Origin of the sequence: Dawidia cretensis, assembly GCF_018598175.1 — a bacterium.
GTDB classification, from domain to species: domain Bacteria; phylum Bacteroidota; class Bacteroidia; order Cytophagales; family Cyclobacteriaceae; genus Ohtaekwangia; species Ohtaekwangia cretensis.
In genome coordinates this window covers 94,317-111,821 of record NZ_JAHESE010000020.1, presented here as the reverse complement: position 1 = coordinate 111,821, position 17,505 = coordinate 94,317, and the positions used below count along the sequence as shown (strand labels likewise).

The 17,505-nt window shown below is 54.4% G+C and carries 18 protein-coding genes; 8 read left to right on the top strand and 10 right to left on the bottom strand.

The genetic code is table 11. The features are described from left to right. Positions 1-16 precede the first annotated feature (16 nt). The 4 genes from KK062_RS18460 to KK062_RS18445 all read left to right on the top strand — a co-directional run bounded on the left by KK062_RS18460 (position 17) and on the right by KK062_RS18445 (position 4,526). Positions 17-1,492 (top strand): complex I subunit 4 family protein, encoded by a 1,476-nt coding sequence (locus KK062_RS18460; protein ID WP_254085818.1) that lies wholly within the window; start codon positions 17-19, stop codon positions 1,490-1,492. A gap of 1 nt (position 1,493) precedes the next feature. Further along, a complete protein-coding gene (locus KK062_RS18455) occupies positions 1,494-2,879 on the top strand; it encodes an NADH-quinone oxidoreductase subunit N (protein WP_254085817.1) in 1,386 nt (461 codons plus the stop codon). A gap of 116 nt (positions 2,880-2,995) precedes the next feature. Then, positions 2,996-3,433: a CBS domain-containing protein gene (locus KK062_RS18450; protein ID WP_254085816.1), complete on the top strand. Its 438-nt coding sequence runs from the start codon at positions 2,996-2,998 to the stop codon at positions 3,431-3,433. Positions 3,434-3,833: 400 nt separating this feature from the next. Then, entirely contained in the window at positions 3,834-4,526 is a 693-nt protein-coding gene (locus tag KK062_RS18445; protein WP_254085815.1) for an NUDIX hydrolase, read from the top strand. 90 nt (positions 4,527-4,616) lie between these two features. Here the strand turns inward: KK062_RS18445 and KK062_RS18440 are convergent, their stop codons facing one another. Both KK062_RS18440 and KK062_RS18435 read right to left on the bottom strand, forming a co-directional pair. Beyond that, positions 4,617-5,258 (bottom strand): MgtC/SapB family protein, encoded by a 642-nt coding sequence (locus KK062_RS18440; RefSeq protein WP_254085814.1) that lies wholly within the window; start codon positions 5,256-5,258, stop codon positions 4,617-4,619. A 93-nt stretch (positions 5,259-5,351) separates the two neighbouring features. Beyond that, a complete protein-coding gene (locus KK062_RS18435; RefSeq protein WP_254085813.1) occupies positions 5,352-6,170 on the bottom strand; it encodes a head GIN domain-containing protein in 819 nt (272 codons plus the stop codon). Positions 6,171-6,302: 132 nt separating this feature from the next. On the opposite strand from KK062_RS18435, the gene KK062_RS18430 reads away from it, so the two are divergent. The 3 genes from KK062_RS18430 to KK062_RS18420 all read left to right on the top strand — a co-directional run bounded on the left by KK062_RS18430 (position 6,303) and on the right by KK062_RS18420 (position 8,685). Then, complete coding sequence (locus tag KK062_RS18430) at positions 6,303-6,932, top strand: IMPACT family protein (RefSeq protein WP_254085812.1); 630 nt, start codon at positions 6,303-6,305, stop codon at positions 6,930-6,932. Between the two features lie 54 nt (positions 6,933-6,986). Then, positions 6,987-7,358, top strand: a complete 372-nt coding sequence (locus KK062_RS18425) for a hypothetical protein (RefSeq protein WP_254085811.1) — start codon at positions 6,987-6,989, stop codon at positions 7,356-7,358. Between the two features lie 70 nt (positions 7,359-7,428). Further along, the gene (locus KK062_RS18420; RefSeq protein ID WP_254085810.1) at positions 7,429-8,685 is read left to right on the top strand and encodes a TCR/Tet family MFS transporter; all 1,257 of its coding nucleotides are present in this window, start codon (positions 7,429-7,431) and stop codon (positions 8,683-8,685) included. Between the two features lie 19 nt (positions 8,686-8,704). Here KK062_RS18420 and KK062_RS18415 read toward each other — a convergent pair whose 3' ends face one another. The 5 genes from KK062_RS18415 to KK062_RS18395 all read right to left on the bottom strand — a co-directional run bounded on the left by KK062_RS18415 (position 8,705) and on the right by KK062_RS18395 (position 12,251). After that, complete coding sequence (locus KK062_RS18415) at positions 8,705-9,451, bottom strand: LytR/AlgR family response regulator transcription factor (RefSeq protein ID WP_254085809.1); 747 nt, start codon at positions 9,449-9,451, stop codon at positions 8,705-8,707. Beyond that, positions 9,448-10,503 carry a sensor histidine kinase gene (locus KK062_RS30950; protein WP_254085808.1) on the bottom strand — a complete coding sequence of 352 codons (1,056 nt, stop codon included), beginning with the start codon at positions 10,501-10,503 and terminating at the stop codon, positions 9,448-9,450. Before KK062_RS30950 ends, KK062_RS18415 begins: the two co-directional genes overlap by 4 nt. A gap of 15 nt (positions 10,504-10,518) precedes the next feature. Further along, entirely contained in the window at positions 10,519-10,863 is a 345-nt protein-coding gene (locus KK062_RS18405) for a DUF4288 domain-containing protein (RefSeq protein WP_254085807.1), read from the bottom strand. Positions 10,864-10,901: 38 nt separating this feature from the next. Then, a complete protein-coding gene (locus KK062_RS18400; RefSeq protein ID WP_254085806.1) occupies positions 10,902-11,723 on the bottom strand; it encodes a LiaF transmembrane domain-containing protein in 822 nt (273 codons plus the stop codon). 147 nt (positions 11,724-11,870) lie between these two features. Beyond that, positions 11,871-12,251 (bottom strand): LiaF transmembrane domain-containing protein, encoded by a 381-nt coding sequence (locus KK062_RS18395; protein WP_254085805.1) that lies wholly within the window; start codon positions 12,249-12,251, stop codon positions 11,871-11,873. Positions 12,252-12,785: 534 nt separating this feature from the next. Here KK062_RS18395 and KK062_RS18390 point away from each other — a divergent pair. Beyond that, positions 12,786-13,331, top strand: coding sequence for a hypothetical protein (locus tag KK062_RS18390; protein ID WP_254085804.1), 546 nt, complete (start codon positions 12,786-12,788; stop codon positions 13,329-13,331). Positions 13,332-13,379: 48 nt separating this feature from the next. On the opposite strand, the gene nudK is transcribed toward KK062_RS18390, so the two are convergent. The 3 genes from nudK to KK062_RS18375 all read right to left on the bottom strand — a co-directional run bounded on the left by nudK (position 13,380) and on the right by KK062_RS18375 (position 17,484). Next, entirely contained in the window at positions 13,380-13,967 is a 588-nt protein-coding gene (gene nudK, locus KK062_RS18385) for a GDP-mannose pyrophosphatase NudK (RefSeq protein WP_254085803.1), read from the bottom strand. Between the two features lie 63 nt (positions 13,968-14,030). Continuing rightward, positions 14,031-16,724, bottom strand: coding sequence for a glycoside hydrolase family 78 protein (locus KK062_RS18380; protein WP_254085802.1), 2,694 nt, complete (start codon positions 16,722-16,724; stop codon positions 14,031-14,033). A 115-nt stretch (positions 16,725-16,839) separates the two neighbouring features. Further along, the gene (locus tag KK062_RS18375) at positions 16,840-17,484 is read right to left on the bottom strand and encodes a 3'-5' exonuclease (protein ID WP_254085801.1); all 645 of its coding nucleotides are present in this window, start codon (positions 17,482-17,484) and stop codon (positions 16,840-16,842) included. Positions 17,485-17,505 lie beyond the last annotated feature (21 nt).

Genomic DNA, 17,505 nt, shown 5'->3' with positions numbered 1-17,505 from the left:
GATAATTTAAGAAGACATGTTTATAACGATATTCCTCGTATTCTTCCCGCTGCTCGTCGCCCTGTTGCTGTTTGCGTTTAAGCCGGCACAGGCGAAGATGTTGGCGTTGGTGGCCTCGATCCTCGAGCTGGCCGTGTCGTTGTACCTGGCGGTGGTCTTTCCGAAGACGGATGTTGCGCAGTTTGTGGTCGATATACCCTGGGTGCGCGCGTTCGGGCTGCACTTTGCGGTGGGTATTGACGGTATCAGCTTGTTGCTGGTGTTGCTGACAACGGTGCTGGTGCCGTTCATCATTCTCTCGTCGTTCAACCGTACGATTGAAAAGGCCTCTACGTTCTATGGGTTGATCCTGGTGATGCAGATGGCCCTGATCGGTGTGTTCTGCGCGCTGGACGGGTTGCTGTTTTATCTCTTCTGGGAGGTTGCACTGATCCCGATCTACTTCATCTGTTTGATCTGGGGTGGTGAAGACCGCGGCCGCATTACTTTTAAGTTCTTTGTTTATACGCTTGCGGGCTCGCTGTTTATGCTGGTAGCCCTGGTATACATATACTTCCAAACACCCGGTACGCACACCTTCGCCATCCAGGCGTTGTATGATGCCGGCCGTGCGCTGCCGGTGTACGAGCAAAGCCTGATCTTCTGGGCGATGTTTGTAGCCTTTGCGATTAAGATGCCGGTGTTCCCGTTCCACACGTGGCAGCCCGATACCTACACGGTGGCGCCGACGCAGGGTACCATGTTGCTTTCCGGTATCATGCTTAAGATGGGGATCTATGGTGTGATCCGCTGGTTGTTGCCGCTGGTGCCGGCCGGTGTGGAGGCCTGGGGGTTTACGGCCGTGGTGCTGTCGGTGATCGGCATTATCTACGCGTCGTGTATCGCCATTGTTCAAAAAGACTTTAAGCGCCTGATTGCATATTCGTCGGTGGCCCACGTTGGCCTGATCTCGGCGGGTGCCTTTACCCTGAGCACGATTGGTGTGCAGGGGGCGATGATCCAGATGTTGAGCCACGGTATTGTGGTGTTCGCACTGTTCTATATTATCGACATTATTTCACACCGCACGCAGACACGCACGCTGTCGGCGCTGGGTGGCATTCGCAATGTTGCACCGGTGTTGACCACTGTCTTTGTGATCGTGATGTTAGGAAGCGTGGCCCTGCCGTTTACCAGCGGATTTGTGGGTGAGTTCCTGTTGATAAACTCGGTGTTTCAATACCACAGTGTGTTGGGCGCCGTCGCGGGCCTGACCATCATTCTGGGCGCAGTATACATGCTGCGTACGTTCCAACAGAGCATGTCGGGCGAGACCAACGCTGTCACGGCGAGCTTTGCCGACCTGACAGGTCAGGAGAAGCTGGTGCTGTATCCCATTGTGTTGCTGATCCTGGTGATCGGTATTTATCCGGCGCCGCTGCTGGAGATCTCGGAACCGGCGGTGGCCAGCTTACTGAAAATTTATTCGAACCTTTCTGCATCCGTAAAGTAATATGAACGCATTGCTTGTTATCTGTGGCCTGAGTATCGTTTCGCTGCTTGCCGAAATCGCCAACTTCAAAAAGTGGCTGACGGCGATTGCCATCCTTGGCCTGCTGGCGGCTACGGCTACACTCGCGCTGGAGTGGGATGGCGAAGTCAGGACATACTTCAGCCACATGTTAATGTTTGACAATGTCGCGCTGGCCTTTACCGGGTTGATCTCGGTGGTATCCATCCTTTGGTTCTGGATGGCGAGCGACTACTTTCAAGCGCAGCCCCAGCACCGTACAGAACGCACGTCGCTGGTGATCTTCGCGATCGTCGGTGCCATCCTGATGGCGTCGTATAACAACATGGCGATGCTCTTTCTGGGCATCGAGATCCTGTCGCTGTCGCTGTATGTGTTGGCGGGCAGCAACAAAGAAAGCCTCTTGTCGATCGAGGCGGCCTTCAAGTATTTCCTGATGGGCTCTTTCGCGACCGGTTTCCTGCTCATGGGCATTGCCCTGCTGTATGGTGCTACCGGATCGTTTGATATTGGTACGATTGCAGTTTTTATCACCGAGCATAGCCACGCGCTACCGGCCTTCTTTTATGCGGGTGTGTTGCTGTTGCTGGTGGGGTTGGCGTTTAAGATCTCGGCGGTACCCTTTCACTTCTGGGCGCCGGATGTTTACGGTGGTGCGCCCACGACGGTGACAGCGTTTATGTCTACCGTTGTGAAGATCGGTGCGTTGGCTGCGTTTTACCGCATGTTTTCGATTGGCTTAGTGGGGACCTACAGCACATGGTCTACTATTCTGATGGTTATTACCGTGTTGACGTTGGTGCTGCCAAACATCACGGCGGTCTATCAGTCGCACGTGAAGCGTATTCTGGCGTACTCCAGCGTGGGGCACGTAGGGTATATTTTGTTGGCCTTTACGGCAGACCCGACCGCGTCGTCGGGTGTGATCTACTACTACCTGGCGTCGTATGCTGTAGCGTCTATTGCCGCCTTTAGTGTGCTGTACCTGGTGGAAGGCAACAGTGAGTCGATCACGATTGAATACTTCAATGGCCTCTTCAAACGCAATCCGCTGCTGGCCGTGGGCCTGACGATTGCGTTGTTGTCGCTGGCGGGTATACCGCCTTTCCCCGGATTTTTTGGGAAGTATATGGTCTTCGCGCTGGCGATTGCGAAGGGTTACACACCGCTGGTCATTGTAGCGGTGGTGACCTCGCTGATCGGCGTGTATTATTATTTCCGCATCATCATTGCGATGTACTTCCAGGCGCCGCAACAGGCTACGGCGCTGCCGGTATCGGGCTCACAGCGCGCGCTCACCTTTGTATTAATCGCATTAAGTTTTGCATTGGGCATCTTCCCGGATGCGGTTCTTTCGCTGATCCAATAAGAAATCGCGGCTTTTCGCCGATTGTTGCGGTTCCGGTGCGTCACTGACGAGGCCGGAACCGCTTGCTTTTTTTGGCTAAAACGGTTATCTTCAATCGATTGCTAAACTTTTATAACATGGCGAAAGTACGAGACATTCTAGAAGTCAAAGGCTATGCTGTCTATTCAGTAGAGCCCACAGTTACAGTTTATCATGCCATTGAACGCATGTGTGAGAAGAATATCGGAGGGTTGGTCATTGTGGAAAACGGCAAAATGGTGGGGATCTTCACCGAGCGTGATTATGCCCGCAAACTTATTTTGAAAGGCAAGTCTTCGAAGGACACGCTGATCAAGGAGCTGATGACCGAGAACGTCATCACGGTTACGCCGGAGACGACGATCGAGGAATGTATGTGGTTGATGAGCGACAAGAAGTTTCGCCATTTGCCGGTGGTGAACGAGTACGACGATTTAGTCGGTGTGATCTCCATCAGCGACGTTGTGCGCAACATTATTAACGAGCAGAAGTCCATCATCCAGCATCTGGAGCATTATATCACCGGCGCGCAATAGGCGGCCGGTTCGATGCGAAGTATACCTCGCCTTGCGTTACGTAGGTAGGTGTACGTAGGTAAAAACAGTAATCATATTTTTTCTGTGTATGCATGGTATAACAAGTTTATCATGCATTTTTTTATTCTACAGGTTGGTGTTGAAGCGGTTGAACATTTTGTGAAAGCATCTCATGGCGTTTTATTGTTTTGATGCTGTCGTGGTGTGCGGGTATGGCAGGCGTTTGCACAAACTATATATATCGAAATGTGCACGCGATGTTGCGGTAGTGATACGTAGATATACTGATACCGGGCGCGCCAACGGAAATTTTTAACAATTAAAAACGATAATGCTTTGTGATACCGTTGGTAAGTTTCTCCTAATTCAGCATATTTATATAGTAAAGACCCTCTACGTTATGGATATCATCACTAAGTACAACACACAAGACAGGCTACTCGTGGCAGTAGACTGCATCATTTTTGGATTTGACGGCCATCAGCTCAAAGCGTTGCTCGTCAAAAGGAACATCGATCCTGATCGAGGCAAATGGTCACTGATGGGTGGCTTTGTCAATCAGGACGAGAGTACCGATGAGGCTGCGCAGCGCGTGCTGCATGACCTCACCGGGTTGCAAACCACCTACATGGAGCAACTGTATTGCTTCAGCGGTGTAGACCGAGATCCGGCCAGCCGCGTCGTATCGATCGCGTATTTTGCGCTCATTAACATCAAAGATTATCAAGAGCGCTTGCACGACGACCACGAGGCACGTTGGTTCCCGTTAGACCAGATCCCAGACCTGGTGTTTGATCACACTGAAATGCTGCGCAAGGCAAAAGAGCGCTTGCAGCAGAAGGTGGCGAATCAGCCGATCGGGTTTGAGCTGCTGCCGGGTAAGTTTACGCTGCCGCAGTTGCAGAACCTCTACGAGGCGATCTATGAGACGCCGCTCGACAAGCGGAACTTCACCCGCAAGATTCTGTCGCTGGACATTCTCAACAAGCTCGAAGAAAAGGAAAAGGAATCATCCCGCAAGGGCGCCTTTTACTATGTATTCGATCGCGACAAATTCTCCAGGCTGCACCAGGAAGGTGTAAAGTTCATTTAAGTCCGCGCGGGTTGTAACCCCACGTGACTGCAACTAGTGGCCCTTCTCTCGTATGAGGAGGGCCACTGGCTTCGTATTGCCTATTCGTTGTTAGTAGTCGTACGACTTCACGCGGTTATCTTGTCGTAGGTGATCGTTTAGCGCATTGAGCTTTTCTTCGCGACCATTGATGCCGTAGGTGATGACGACAATAGTCTCGTCTTTGCTTTCGCGCTCCAGCTCATAGCCAAGCTGGAGTTGCTTCAGCATGTCGTGTAGTGCCGGGCGAAAGCTGACGTCGTCGTAATAGGCGATGCGATAGGATCGTGACTGGTGGCGACGGGAGATGAAGAGCTTTACCTTTTCGAATAAGGTCAATACGACGAGCGCAATGAGCGAACCGGCGATGGCGATGCCATACTCGCCGGCTCCGACGGCCATGCCCAGCGCGGCGGCGATCCAGATGGTGGTGGCGGTAGTGATACCGTTGATCGAGAGTCCGTCTTTAAAGATGACCCCCGCGCCCAGGAACCCTACACCCGTGACGATGTTGGAGGCGATGCGGTCGGGCGAGCCCGTGCCGATGCTGATGGAGATCTCCGTAAAGATCGTTGAGCCCAGGCAGATGACGATCATCGTGCGGAGGCCGGCAGCCTTGCTGCGATACTCCCGTTCCATGCCAATGGCAGCACCCACGACAAAGGACAGAAACAGGCGCAAGGCCATTTCGTCGCGAAAGTTGAATATATCCATAGGCTTGTATTGCGATAAAATAACATGCCCATAGCAACAAAAAAAGGCGACCGATGTGGCCGCCTCTGGCGTATGCAGAAGGTGTAACTCAACCTACATCTTCCGGACTTTTCCGCTGCCAGCCGAGTGGCTGTTCAGCTGCTTGGGTTCGCCTTTGTAGAGTACGCTGCCGCTGCCGCTGATGCTGGCGTTGAGCGCTTCCTTTACATTGATCTCTGCGTCGCCCGAGCCTGATATTCTTACATCGCATGTGTTGGTTTCCAGGTTGGCTGCCAGTACGCGGCCCGAGCCGCTAATGCTGGCCTTCACTGTATTGGCCGTGCCCGATGCAGAGATTCTGCCTGAGCCAGACACGCTGAAGTCAGCCAGGCTGGCGACCTGTATGTCGGCGTCTACACTTCCTGAGCCACTCACACGGCTTTCAAAGTTTTTAGCTTTACCTTTTATCTCGATTCCACCGGAACCGGATACGCTGGCTTCGGTGCCACCGGTTGCTTCAATCTCGATCTTCATGGAGCCGGAGCCGCTGACCGACAGCTCGAGGTTCTCGCTGTGAATGCGGGTTTCGGCAATGAGGTCGCCCGAGCCACCCACGTTCAATCCTTCTACGGTAGGCATGGTGATGTATACATTGATGCGGTCTTCGTTTTTCCACGTCCAGTTATTCCACTTGCCGCGCTTGCCGATCACGAGGCGTGTGCCTTCTACGCTGGTCTCAATTTCGGCGAGCAGCTCCTGCTTGCCTTCCACTTCTACCTTGGGCGTGTTGCCTTGACGGAGGTATAATTTGCCGGGCACACGAAATGCCACTTTCGTGAACGAGCCGGTGTTACGGGTTTCGCGCGTCTGTGCGAAAACGGACGTTACGCTTACAAAAGCGATCAGCAGGAAGGAAGGGATTATATGTTTCATAGATGCTAAAGGTTGTTTTTCGATGTTTGCCTATAAGACTACACGGGGCGGTACAAGGTTGCATGGAGTGGGAGAAACCTGCTTTGCGGCGTGTATACGGCGTCGGCGCGCGTAAAACATGTACCTTGCGGTGTGCAGGCATTTTCATACCGTACCATTCAACAGCCCACCCAGGGGCTTTATAAGGAGAAAGGAAGCAAATTCCTTGCCTTTGCGTATCCGGTGTCGTCAGAGGCTGTCATCAAAAAATATCTGGAAGCGCTTCGCAAGGAATATTTTGATGCACGCCACCATTGTTATGCGTGGATGCTGGGCCCCGACAAACAGCGCTTTCGCGCCGCGGACGATGGTGAGCCTAACCATTCGGCCGGCGACCCGATCCTGGGCCAGATACGCTCACGCGACCTGACGGATGTGCTGGTGGTGGTAGTGCGGTATTTCGGTGGTATAAAACTGGGCGTAGGCGGGTTGATCAGTGCGTATAGACTGGCGGCAGAAGACGCATTGCAGCAGGCCATTGTAGACACGCGGGAAGTGCGCGCCGCGGTAACGCTGCAATACGACTATGGTGCCACACCCGAAGTGATGCGTGTCGTAAAAGAATTTGATGTAGCGATTACCGCACAGGAATATACCGACGGCTGCGTGCTGCGGGGGACCGTGGCGCTTCAGACGCAACCTGCGTTAGCCGGGAAGATCGACCTGCTGCGTGCGTTGGGAGTAGGCGTTGCGCTTCTCGAGACCGGTGCGCCTGCTTCGTGAGACAGGTTACAACTTTTTGCAGGCAATACGTGTCTATGGTGAAAATATCCTCCCATGCACCGCTACCTGATATTGTCCCTGCTGGCCTGCCTGGCTGGTTGTGCGCCTGACGACCACACTACCGACGGTCTGACGCACGCCATGAAGCGAGCGAGTGCCAGCTGCGAGACCTCACGCGAGAATATGCAGTGGCTGGAAACATTGCTGGTACAAGCGGGCTCGGAAGGATCGGCGTATGGCAATGTATATATCATCCCGACCAGCCAGGGTACGGTGTTTGTGCACCAGCCGATCATGATGAGCTGCCTGGCGTGCCGTACGTTCGCCTGCGATGGTACGGAGATAACGCTGGACAATCCGTTGGTGTACGACGAAGTCGTTCCGGGCATCAGCCCGTCCCACCTGCTGTATAAAGCCCCCCTGTAATTGTCCCGTTTGCGTACGTAGATACTGCCCCATAATGGCTTTATTTGCGGATTGAATTTTCGTGCTCCCTATGGTCTCTAAGAAAAACGCTGCCCTCGGATTTATTTTTGTAACGCTATTGATCGACGTGATCGGTTTTGGGATCATCATTCCGGTGATGCCGAAGCTGATTACCAATATGACTGGGGTGAGCAATGCCGAAGCTTCGGAGCTGGGTGGCTGGCTGCTGGCGGCGTTTGCCATTCCACAATTCTTTTTTTCACCGCTCATGGGAAATCTGAGCGACCGCTACGGACGCCGGCCGATCCTGCTGGCTTCGTTGTTCGGTTTTGGCGTGGATTATACCTTTCTGGTATTCGCCCCGACAATTGAGTGGCTGTTCGTTGGGCGCATCATCGCCGGCATCATGGGGGCGAGCTTCACGACCGCGTCGGCCTACATTGCCGATATCAGCGAGCCTGAAAAGCGGGCACAGAACTTCGGTATGATCGGCGCGGCCTTCGGATTGGGTTTTATCATTGGGCCCGCGCTGGGCGGCTTACTGGCCAAATACGGCGGTCTGAAGGCACCCTTTATTGGCGCGGCCGTGCTGACTTTTGTGAACTGGCTATATGGGTTCTTTATACTGCCGGAATCCCTGAAGCCGGAGAACCGGCGGAAGTTTGAAATAGCCCGGGCGAACCCGATTGGGTCGCTGCTATTTCTGATGCGGTATAAAGTCATCCTCGGGTTGGTGGCGTCTCTTGTATTGATCTACATCGCGGGCCATGCTGTGCAGAGCACGTGGTCGTTTTATACCATCGAAAAGTTCGGTTGGGGAGAGGATCTCATTGGTTATTCATTAGCATTCGTCGGCCTGTTGGTGGGCATTGTGCAAGGTGGGCTGATACGCTTCATTCTTCCGAAACTTGGGCAGGAGCGCAGCATCTATGTCGGGTTGGCGCTTTATGCAGTGGGATTCTTTTTGTTTGGTATGGCGACGCACGGATGGATGATGTTTGTGTTTCTGATACCGTATTGCCTGGGAGGGATTTGTGGCCCCGCCTTGCAGGGTGTTATGTCGGCGCAAGTGCCGGCGACTGAGCAAGGGGAGCTGCAGGGCGCTCTCACGAGCCTCATGAGCCTGACCTCGATAGTCGGCCCCGTATTGATGACATGGATTTTTGCGCATTCGTCAGGCCCGGAAGGAATCGTGAACTTTCCCGGGGCATGTATGATGACCGCGTCGGTCATGACGCTGGTCAGCGCGGTGCTGGCACGGATCAGCCTGAAACGTCCCCATAAGAAAGTGGACGCGGCGGTAGAGCAGCAGCCGGTCACGCACTGACCCGGCTGCCGGTTATTCCTTAGATTCCCAACACGGATTTTAGTTTGCTATAGCCCGCTTTACTGAGCGGTATACGTACGCCGCTTTTCAGCAGCGCGACGTGTGTATCTTTTTCCAGCGGCTCGATGCGTGTGATCTGCGTGAGCTGAATCATGTAGGAGCGGTGTACGCGGACAAACTGTGCCGGGTCCAGCGACTGCTCGTAAAAGCTCATCGTCTTTTTCTTCAGGAACATTTCCTTGGCAGTATAGATCTTGACGTAGTCGTCGTATGCTTCGAGGTACTGGATGTCTTGTACAGGAATGATGCGGATGTTGCCGCCTTCGCGCACCACCACGCGTGTGCGTTCTTCCGGCTGGCGAATTTCTTCGCGCAGGATGGCCGCCTGTTGCGTGCTTTTGTCGGCGTGCCCGCCGCGTTGCAGGATCCACTTCTCCAGGGCCTTATCAAAACGCTCGCGGCTGTAGGGCTTGAGCAGGTAGTCGATGGCGTGTGCTTCGAACGCCTTCATGGCGTATTCGTCAAAGGCGGTCGTAAAGATCACGGCCGGTGGTTGCTCGAGCAGCTCGAGCATTTCGAAACCGTTGATCTTGGGCATTTGTATATCGAGGAAGATCAGGTCGGGTTTATGGTGGGCAATGGCTTTGATGCCTTCAAAGCCGTCGTTGCATTCTGCTACCACGGCGATATCGGCATGCGCCTGCAGGTACTCGAGCGTAATGCTGCGTGCCAGAGGCTCGTCGTCGATGAGTATGGTTTTAATCATGAGGTCTGCGGTATTTTTACGTGGGTAATGAAGCGTGGGTTTTCTTCGGTCTCGTGCTGTTCGGTGGTCAGGAGGTCGTTGCGCGCGTAGAGTAGATAAAGTCTGCGTTGGACCGAGTTCAGGCCGAAACCTGTACCACGGCGTGGTTGTGCCGTGGTGGGGTCGAACGGATTCTCTACCGACAGCAACATCTGACCGTCGCGGGCGGTGGCGCTGATGCGGATGGTGATTTCGCCGGTTGTGTCGTAGAGGCCAAACTTAATGGCATTCTCGACGATGGGCTGGAGCAGGAGTGACGGCAGGCGCATGGCGAGCGACGCAGCGTCGTGCTGAACGTCTGTGCGTAGCCGGTGGCCAAAGCGCACCTTTTCTATATCCAGGTATAATTGTAAATGGTTGAGCTCTTCTTCGAGGGTTACGATTTGTTGATCGTCACGGCGTATGGTGCCGCGTAGAAAATCAGAAAGCTGCTGGATCATCTTGCGTGCTTCTTCGGGGCGTGAGCCCGCCAGGGCGCTGATGGAGTTCAGGCTGTTGAACAGGAAGTGCGGCTGCAATTGTTGCCGCAGCGAAGCAAGCTCGGCTTCACGTGCCATCTTCTGCGCGTCTTGCTCGCGCGTCTCACTGGCGCGTTGGTCCTGCATATAGTACCACATCCAGCTCATGAGCGACATCAGGGCGATCATGAGCCAACTGAACAGGCCGCGGATGATATACGAGCCATTCATATAGTCAAGGTAAATGATGTCGTCAGCAAACGCGTAGCGCATAAAGCACCGGTGTACAAAAACGCAGAGTGCGGCGAGTCCGATGCTCCAAACGGTCATCGACAGGGAATTCTTGGCGCCGGGCTGATAATATTTCAATGCGTTGTGCATGGCGTGCCCGGCGGCGGCCAGCAACAGGTTAATGGTTACCGCGTCTGCTAATGCGGCTTGCCATCGTAGGTCAAAGGTGGTAATCAGTGCATACGTCTCGATGGTGATCAGCAGTACCCACCAACTGGCATACGCCAGGGCAAGTTTATAGGTCGCTATTTTTACAGTGCTCACAGGGGTCGGTCAGAATCAGAAAAGAGGAAGTGCGTTCAGACGCAGGGCCATGGCCTTCTGGTGAATGAAGCTAACGTAGGAGTTGGCCTCTTCTATTTCGTGTATGCGGGAATATACCTCCATACCGTCTTCCAGTTTCTTGAGCGGCAGCAGCTCGGCCACGTTGATGAACTCCCACTTAATGAGCTTGTTTTTATCATTGATGAAAGAGTCTTCTTCGCCCAGGCCGATCATGCGTGATTTCAGAAAGGCCTCTTCTTGTGATTCGGCTTCGATCAGCCGCAACTGTTCGTCAAACTGTTGTTTCTCTTGGTTTTCGGCCGTGATGCCGAATACGATTTTAGCGATGTACCAGTTCATAAGGATTACTTGAAGGGTGAGAAGAAAGGAATACATGGTTAATAGCTTTTGATATCGATGCCACCGAATATGCTGGTGCCTTTCAATATCAGAACTTTGTCGTCGTTGGGATGCAGCGCCGCAGGGTTACGCTTGTCATCCAGGCCACCGAAGATGCTGACCATCTCATCGGCCTGGATCTTCCAGTCCGCGGGTACAACCAGTTTGGCGCCACCGAAGATTTGTACCAGCTCCAGTACGGCGCGGCCCTGGATATCGGCTTGTGTCAGGTTGATCTCCACACCGCCGAATACGGTCACCGCGTCGCCGCCTTTAAAGTCTTTGGAGATGACTACCTTTTTGGTACCGCCGAAGATGGTGACGGAGTCGATCATGCCTTCGGCTGTCTCTTCGACAAAGTCAGCACCGAATTGTTGCTGGTAGCGTTGGTGGCGGCGTTCATGCCAGCGTTTCCAGGTTTCGCGATCGCGACCGCGGAAGCGTCCGTTGCGTCTGGGGCGAATGATCATGAACAGGCCGATGGCGATGATGATGACGGGCCAGAAGAATTGACTGCTGTCGACATCTTCGGAAAACATATTGATGGTCAGAAAGACTGCGCCGACAGCGATGGGGATCAGCCAACCGGGATGGCGGAAGCGGTGCTTAGCGCCGACGAACAGGCCGATCGCAATGGGGATCATGGGCCAGGTAAAGAGCCAGCCGGGCAGGTCGGCCCCAATGGAGCGGGCCAGCAGCAGGCCGCCGATGATGATGATAACAACGCCTCCGAGTACCCGGCCCGTCTGGTCGGGCGCAGTGATGTCCTGGTAATGTTTTACCGGCTCAGGGGTGTTGCTGTTAGTGTCTTGCGTTTCCATATACTGGTATGATGATGTTTTTTTTCGCGTTTTTGGGCCTTCCGGCCGGATGTTAAATAAAGATACGGTATGGGGGTGGTTGTAGCGAGGGGTGATAGGCCGGCGCCGGGCACGAGTAGGTGAACGGCCGGTTGGTGGCGGTGATCCTTACCAGCCGTCGCAGCCGCCGCGGCGTTTTCTGCGGAACATCATTCCCAGACCAATAATGATCAGGATGACAGGCCACAGGTACGGCCAGGGCGAAAATCCTTCAATTTCGTTTTGCGCCAGGAACACCAGCCCTACGGCGATCGGGAAAAGCCATCCCATATCACTAAACCCTTTTTTAAAGGCGGCGAACACACCGATGGCGATCAGGATCATGGGCCAGGTAAAGAGCCAGGCGGGCATGACAGCCCCGGCTACCTTGGCGAACAGCAGGCTACCGATGATCAGCAGGATGATGCCTCCACCGATGCGGCGACGGCGGTCGCGTTGTTGCCATTTTTCGGTTTCCGGAAAGTTGGGGGTTGAGTTGGGATTTTCCATGATGGTTTTTGTTGTTGTCTGTACGAATATACGGTACGAACGGGGCCTTGGGCAGAGGCATTAGGCAGAACCGGGAAGCGCGTAGGTGAACAGCGGAAGGAAGGCGGTAAAGACAGCGAGAGTGTGAGAGCGGGGAAAAATACGGATTGCCAGGCGGCGACACCGAAACGACGAAACGGTCTTTAAACGCACGGATCGACCCGACGGACTGTGTCGGATTTGGGAAGGATCGCTGTATTTTTGTACTACGAAATCAACTAAAAAGACATCTATTTGAATTGATTTTTAGCGCTCGTCTCACGCAAATCTAACCAGAGGCGAATTATTCCTGTAGCTCTACGCGCCCCACTTTTCCCTGGGCACGTCTCCATCGTAGATAAGGTCTGAACATACACGCATGTGCCCGTGCCGGTTTTGTTGTATCCATACGACTGCCAACACGTTTGTGCCATACTTCTTTTTCGTGTCTGTACCGCAGGAGTTGCGATCCAACAATAGAATTTTTAATTATTAACCATAACCAATTATCTGACGATGAAGAAGAGACCGATGATTATGCGTTCGTTCGCTGTGGCCCTGGTATGTGCAGGCTCCGTTGCTTTGACAAATTGTGCTAATGAAGCCAATGATTTCAAATCCACCACCGCTGCTAACAACAGCGAAGTAGCGGGTAATTTTGTAAAAGGTACGATCGGTGGTAACGCATTTCAATTTGCGCAGTCGCCCAGTGCCGCCGTAGGCAATTCCGACTCTTATTATATCGTGCGTGACAACGGCGATATCGATGTGAATATTTTCCGTAACGATGGCGAAAACGGTGCGGCGATGTTGTACTTCGTGCTGAAAAACGGCGACGTTCAAAACCCGTCGGAGCCGTATATGCAGGTTACCAATGCTGACGGTTTTGTGATGGACAGCAACGCCAGCAGCAACAAACTGACTGTGACGAATTTCTCATTCGACCGCTCTACCGGTCGCGTTACCGGCAAACTGCAACTGTCAGGCGCCGGCAACAACATCGACACGAACACCGCTGTATCGAGCGATTTCGACGTCGTGGTGAAAGAGATTGCCATCTAGTTTACAGTGGTTTATATTTTTCGAAAGGGCACCTCGTGGTGCCCTTTCTTATTGTGTGTAGGTCAACAGATTGTCAACCCGGGCGTGCTGCAACAGCATAATGGTCTTTGCATCCTTGATTTCGCCGCGGCCAATCATATCGTATGCCTCTGAAAAGTCCAGCTCCAGCACATCGATGTTCTCATGCTCGTCCACGCCGCCGCCGTCATTCACTTTCTGATCGGGGGAGTACTCGCCCACGAAGAAGTAAATGATCTCGGTTACCGATCCGGGGGACATATATACCTCAAACACCTTGCGTACATCACTGATGCGGTAACCGGTCTCTTCTTCTGTCTCGCGGCGAATGCAGTCCTCCGGATTATCCAGGTCGAGCAAGCCTGCGCAGGTCTCCACCATCATGCCTGTCGTATTCCCGTTCACAAATGTCGGTAAGCGAAACTGACGGGTCAGGATTACGGTATTCGCCGCCTTGTTATACAGCAGAATAGTCGCACCGTTGCCGCGGTCGTAGGCTTCGCGGCTTTGTGTGAGCGGCTTGCCGTCGCGGCCGGTGATGCTGTAGGTGTACTTGTAAAGCGTGTACCAGTTGCTGGACAGTGTTTCTTTTTGAAGAATCTGGATGGTAGGGTTCATGCGGAATATTCAGTCCTTACCAACGGAAACCATCCCGGAATGTTACTCAGAATAATCAATGTATTATTCATACTGAAAGTGGTAGGTGCCCGAGCCCAGCGTGACTGTAATATCGCTGCCGGTGGTTTTCTGCGCGAAGCCGGTTTGCTCAAGCGCCGTCCTGGTCTCGATCACCTTCTTGCCCGCGGCGCCCGGCAGCACGACTTCGGCCGTGGTGTTCGCGGGTATCGTAACGTCCAGCGTAAACGCGGCACCGGCTTTTTTCCAGGCGGAGCTGACGGAGCCATGCGGCGTCACCAGCTCGGCGGCGGCTTGTTGTATGTTGCCGCCCGGCTCGGGCGCGATGGTGATGTGTTTGTAGCCCGGTGCGGCATTGCGTATACCGGTGATGCGGCGGTACATCCAGTCGCCGATGGCGCCATAGGCGTAGTGGTTAAACGAGTTCATGCCGGGTGTTTGAAAGGTGCCATCCGGACGCTGGCCGTCCCACCGTTCCCAAATGGTCGTGGCCCCCATTTTCACCGGATATAACCACGAAGGGTATGTCTCTTGCAGGAGCAAGTCGTACGCCACGTCGGTGTGGCCGGTCTGCGATAAAACATGACAGAGGTAGGGCGTGCCGAGGAAGCCTGTAGTAAGGTGGTTACCGTATTGACGGACGTTGGCCACGAGGCGGTCCGCGGCTTGTGCGCGCAGGTTCTCGGGCAGCATGTCGAATTGCAATGCCAGTACATACGCGGTTTGGGTGCCGGATACCAATCGCCCCGACGGCGTTGCATACTCCCGCAGGAAAGCGTCCTTAATTTTCTTCAGCTGGCTGCTGTAGGCTTGTGCTTCGTCTTGTCGTCCGAGTATAGTCGCTGCGTTGATCATCAACTGTACGGAGTTGGCGCGGAAACATTGTGCGATGAGGTATTTGTCGGTGACGGCGGAGGTGCCGTCGTTGTCATCGAACGGGCGATAGAAAAGCCAGTCGCCGAAATGGAAGCCGGTGTTCCAGAGGTCGTGTTGACTGTTGCGTTCCATATAGTCTACCCACGCTTTCATGGACGGGTATTGTTGCCGGAGGAAGGTCGTGTCGCCATAGGCCTGGAACATCGTCCAGGGAATGATGGTGACGACATCGGCCCAGCCCGTGGAGGCGGCGTCGTTCTGGCCCAGTACGTTGGGGATCACGAAGGGAATGCGTCCGTCAGCCTGCTGGTCGGCGGCTACATCGTGCATCCACTTGTTGAAGAAGCCGGCTACCTGCCGGTTGAAGGCCGCGGTGCGGGCGAATACCTGCGCATCGCCGGTCCAGCCCAACCGCTCGTCGCGTTGCGGGCAGTCGGTGGGGACGTCCACGAAGTTGCCGTTCTGGCCCCAGCGGATGTTGTGCTGAAGCTGGTTGATGAGCGGATGCGAGGTGGAAAAGCTGCCGGTGGAGGGCATGTCGGAATACAACGCGGTGGCGGAGATATTCTCGGTTGTCAGTGTGCCGGGATAGCCTTCGACTTTTATATAGCGGAAACCGAAGAAGCTGAGCCGAGGCTCATATACTTCCTGGCCGCCGCCTTTCAGCGTGTACACTACTTCGGCCTGTGCGGCGCGGAGGTTGTCGGTATAAAAGTTGCCTTCGCGATCGAGCACTTCGGCGTGGCGGATCGTGACGCGGTCGCCTGCTTTGCCCGATACTTTCAGTGTGATCCATCCGACCAGGTTCTGGCCGAAGTCCACGACCGTTTCGCCTTTCGGCGTGTGGATGATCTTTTGTGCGCGGAAGGTCTCGTGTTTGCGTACGGGCGGGCCGTAGGTAGCCACGAGGTTGTCTTTTCCACCTTCGGCAACTTTTACGCCCTGCCAACCCGCGTCGGCGTAGCCGGTCTTGGTCCATCCGGTCTTTTCGAGGCGGGCATCGTAGGCTTCACCGTAATAGATCCCGGCCCGCACGATGGGACCGGTGTTGCTTTTCCATTGTTTGTCGGATGTAATGACCTGGCGCGTGCCGTCGGTGTAGGTGACGCGGAGCTCGTAGAGCAGTCCGAGCGTGGAGCCATAGATGTTTTTTGTGTCGGCCCAGGCCAGGTTTCCCCGGTACCAGCCGTCGCCGAGTAATACCCCAGTGGCGTTGACGCCTGTCTTGAGTAGTGGGGTGACATCGTATACCTGGTATTGAAGCCGCTTGTTATAGCTTGTCCAGCCGGGCGTGAGATACGCATCGCCTACCCGCTGGCCATTGATATGAGCTTCGTACAGGCCGTGGGCAGTGATGTAGAGCCGGGCGGTGGCCACGGGCTTGCCGAGGGTGAACTCGCGTCGCACCAGGGGCGCAGGTTTGTTGACGGCATCGCCGGGCAGGCCGGGCTCGATCCAGGCGGCCGTCCAGTCACCGGGTTGTAAGAGGCCCATTTCGAACGACTGGGCGGTGCTCCACGCGCTGGCGTTGCCACCGTTGTCCCATACGCGCACGCGCCAATAGTATTTCTCGCCGGCGGTGAGGGCGGGGCCACGGTAGGATACGAGCACCGATTGGTCGCTCTTTACCCGACCGGTTTTCCAGACTACGTTGCGAAAGCCGGCGTCGCGGCTCACCACGAGCTCATAGCCTGTTTGTAGTACGTTGCGGCGGGTGGCGGTGAGTACCCAGCTGAAGCGCGGTGTTGTTATGCCCAGGCCCAGGGGGTTGTGTTGGTATTCGCAGGTCGGTGTTGTGACGGCGAGTTTTTGCGCCTGGGTGGCGGTGGCCAGCAGGCAGAGGAAAAAGAGCAGACGTGTCATAGGCGGTTCCAGGTTACGTCGCAAGATACGGCGTATTGCTGCATGACTTTCCTGCACTAACCTGCACGATGAGACAGCGTGAGTGTGAGCGCGCGCGCTCACACTCACTTTAGGTCTATTGCACGACGGGGCCTTTACCGCTGGCTTCGATCAATTTGCGGTAAATCTCCAGGCAGACCCAGGCGTCGGTGGCGGCGTACTCGATCTGTTTTTCGGTCAGGGTGGGTGCTTCCCAGTTGGAGGTCTGGGCGCTTTTGGAAATGCGGAAGCCCAGGAGGAGGCCAGTGAGTTTTTTTACACTTTCTACCTGGTAGCCGGCTTTACGGGCTACGATGGATAGGTCGACAAACGACTGGGGGGTAAAAGGGGCAAATTTTTGCAGACCTTTGATGTCGTCGTGTATGGCTACGCCGGCTTTAATGATGCCGGGGTTTTCAAAGATGGCGGCAATTTCGGGTGTGACGCCCGCATGATGCGTGCGGATGAGAAACACCTTGCCGGGAATGGCCAGTTGAATGAGGGCGACCTTAAATACCTGCCCGCGCTTAAAACTGGGGCGGGTTTCGGTATCGAAGCCCACCACGGTGTGTTTTTGAATTTCTTTTGCTACCGCCGGCAGCGCGGCCGGGTCGGTAACGACCTGTACCTTTTCGTGAAAGGCTTTGAGCTGTAGCTGGTTGAGTTCTTCGTTTGAAATAGTGGTCTTAAAACCTGAGGGGTCTGCGTGTGTGTCTTTTACATGTTCGGAGGACGACTGCATTAAAAAATACGATTAAAGCTT

Excerpts from the sequence above, each read along its gene's own strand:
- KK062_RS18460 (WP_254085818.1), top strand. The coding sequence starts at position 17 with ATGTTTATAACGATATTCCTCGTATTCTTCCCGCTGCTCGTCGCCCTG.
- KK062_RS18455 (WP_254085817.1), top strand. The coding sequence starts at position 1,494 with ATGAACGCATTGCTTGTTATCTGTGGCCTGAGTATCGTTTCGCTGCTT.
- KK062_RS18450 (WP_254085816.1), top strand. The coding sequence starts at position 2,996 with ATGGCGAAAGTACGAGACATTCTAGAAGTCAAAGGCTATGCTGTCTAT.
- KK062_RS18445 (WP_254085815.1), top strand. The coding sequence starts at position 3,834 with ATGGATATCATCACTAAGTACAACACACAAGACAGGCTACTCGTGGCA.
- KK062_RS18440 (WP_254085814.1), bottom strand. The coding sequence starts at position 5,258 with ATGGATATATTCAACTTTCGCGACGAAATGGCCTTGCGCCTGTTTCTG.
- KK062_RS18435 (WP_254085813.1), bottom strand. The coding sequence starts at position 6,170 with ATGAAACATATAATCCCTTCCTTCCTGCTGATCGCTTTTGTAAGCGTA.
- KK062_RS18425 (WP_254085811.1), top strand. The coding sequence starts at position 6,987 with ATGCACCGCTACCTGATATTGTCCCTGCTGGCCTGCCTGGCTGGTTGT.
- KK062_RS18420 (WP_254085810.1), top strand. The coding sequence starts at position 7,429 with ATGGTCTCTAAGAAAAACGCTGCCCTCGGATTTATTTTTGTAACGCTA.
- KK062_RS18415 (WP_254085809.1), bottom strand. The coding sequence starts at position 9,451 with ATGATTAAAACCATACTCATCGACGACGAGCCTCTGGCACGCAGCATT.
- KK062_RS18405 (WP_254085807.1), bottom strand. The coding sequence starts at position 10,863 with ATGAACTGGTACATCGCTAAAATCGTATTCGGCATCACGGCCGAAAAC.
- KK062_RS18400 (WP_254085806.1), bottom strand. The coding sequence starts at position 11,723 with ATGGAAACGCAAGACACTAACAGCAACACCCCTGAGCCGGTAAAACAT.
- KK062_RS18395 (WP_254085805.1), bottom strand. The coding sequence starts at position 12,251 with ATGGAAAATCCCAACTCAACCCCCAACTTTCCGGAAACCGAAAAATGG.
- KK062_RS18390 (WP_254085804.1), top strand. The coding sequence starts at position 12,786 with ATGAAGAAGAGACCGATGATTATGCGTTCGTTCGCTGTGGCCCTGGTA.
- nudK (WP_254085803.1), bottom strand. The coding sequence starts at position 13,967 with ATGAACCCTACCATCCAGATTCTTCAAAAAGAAACACTGTCCAGCAAC.
- KK062_RS18380 (WP_254085802.1), bottom strand. The coding sequence starts at position 16,724 with ATGACACGTCTGCTCTTTTTCCTCTGCCTGCTGGCCACCGCCACCCAG.
- KK062_RS18375 (WP_254085801.1), bottom strand. The coding sequence starts at position 17,484 with ATGCAGTCGTCCTCCGAACATGTAAAAGACACACACGCAGACCCCTCA.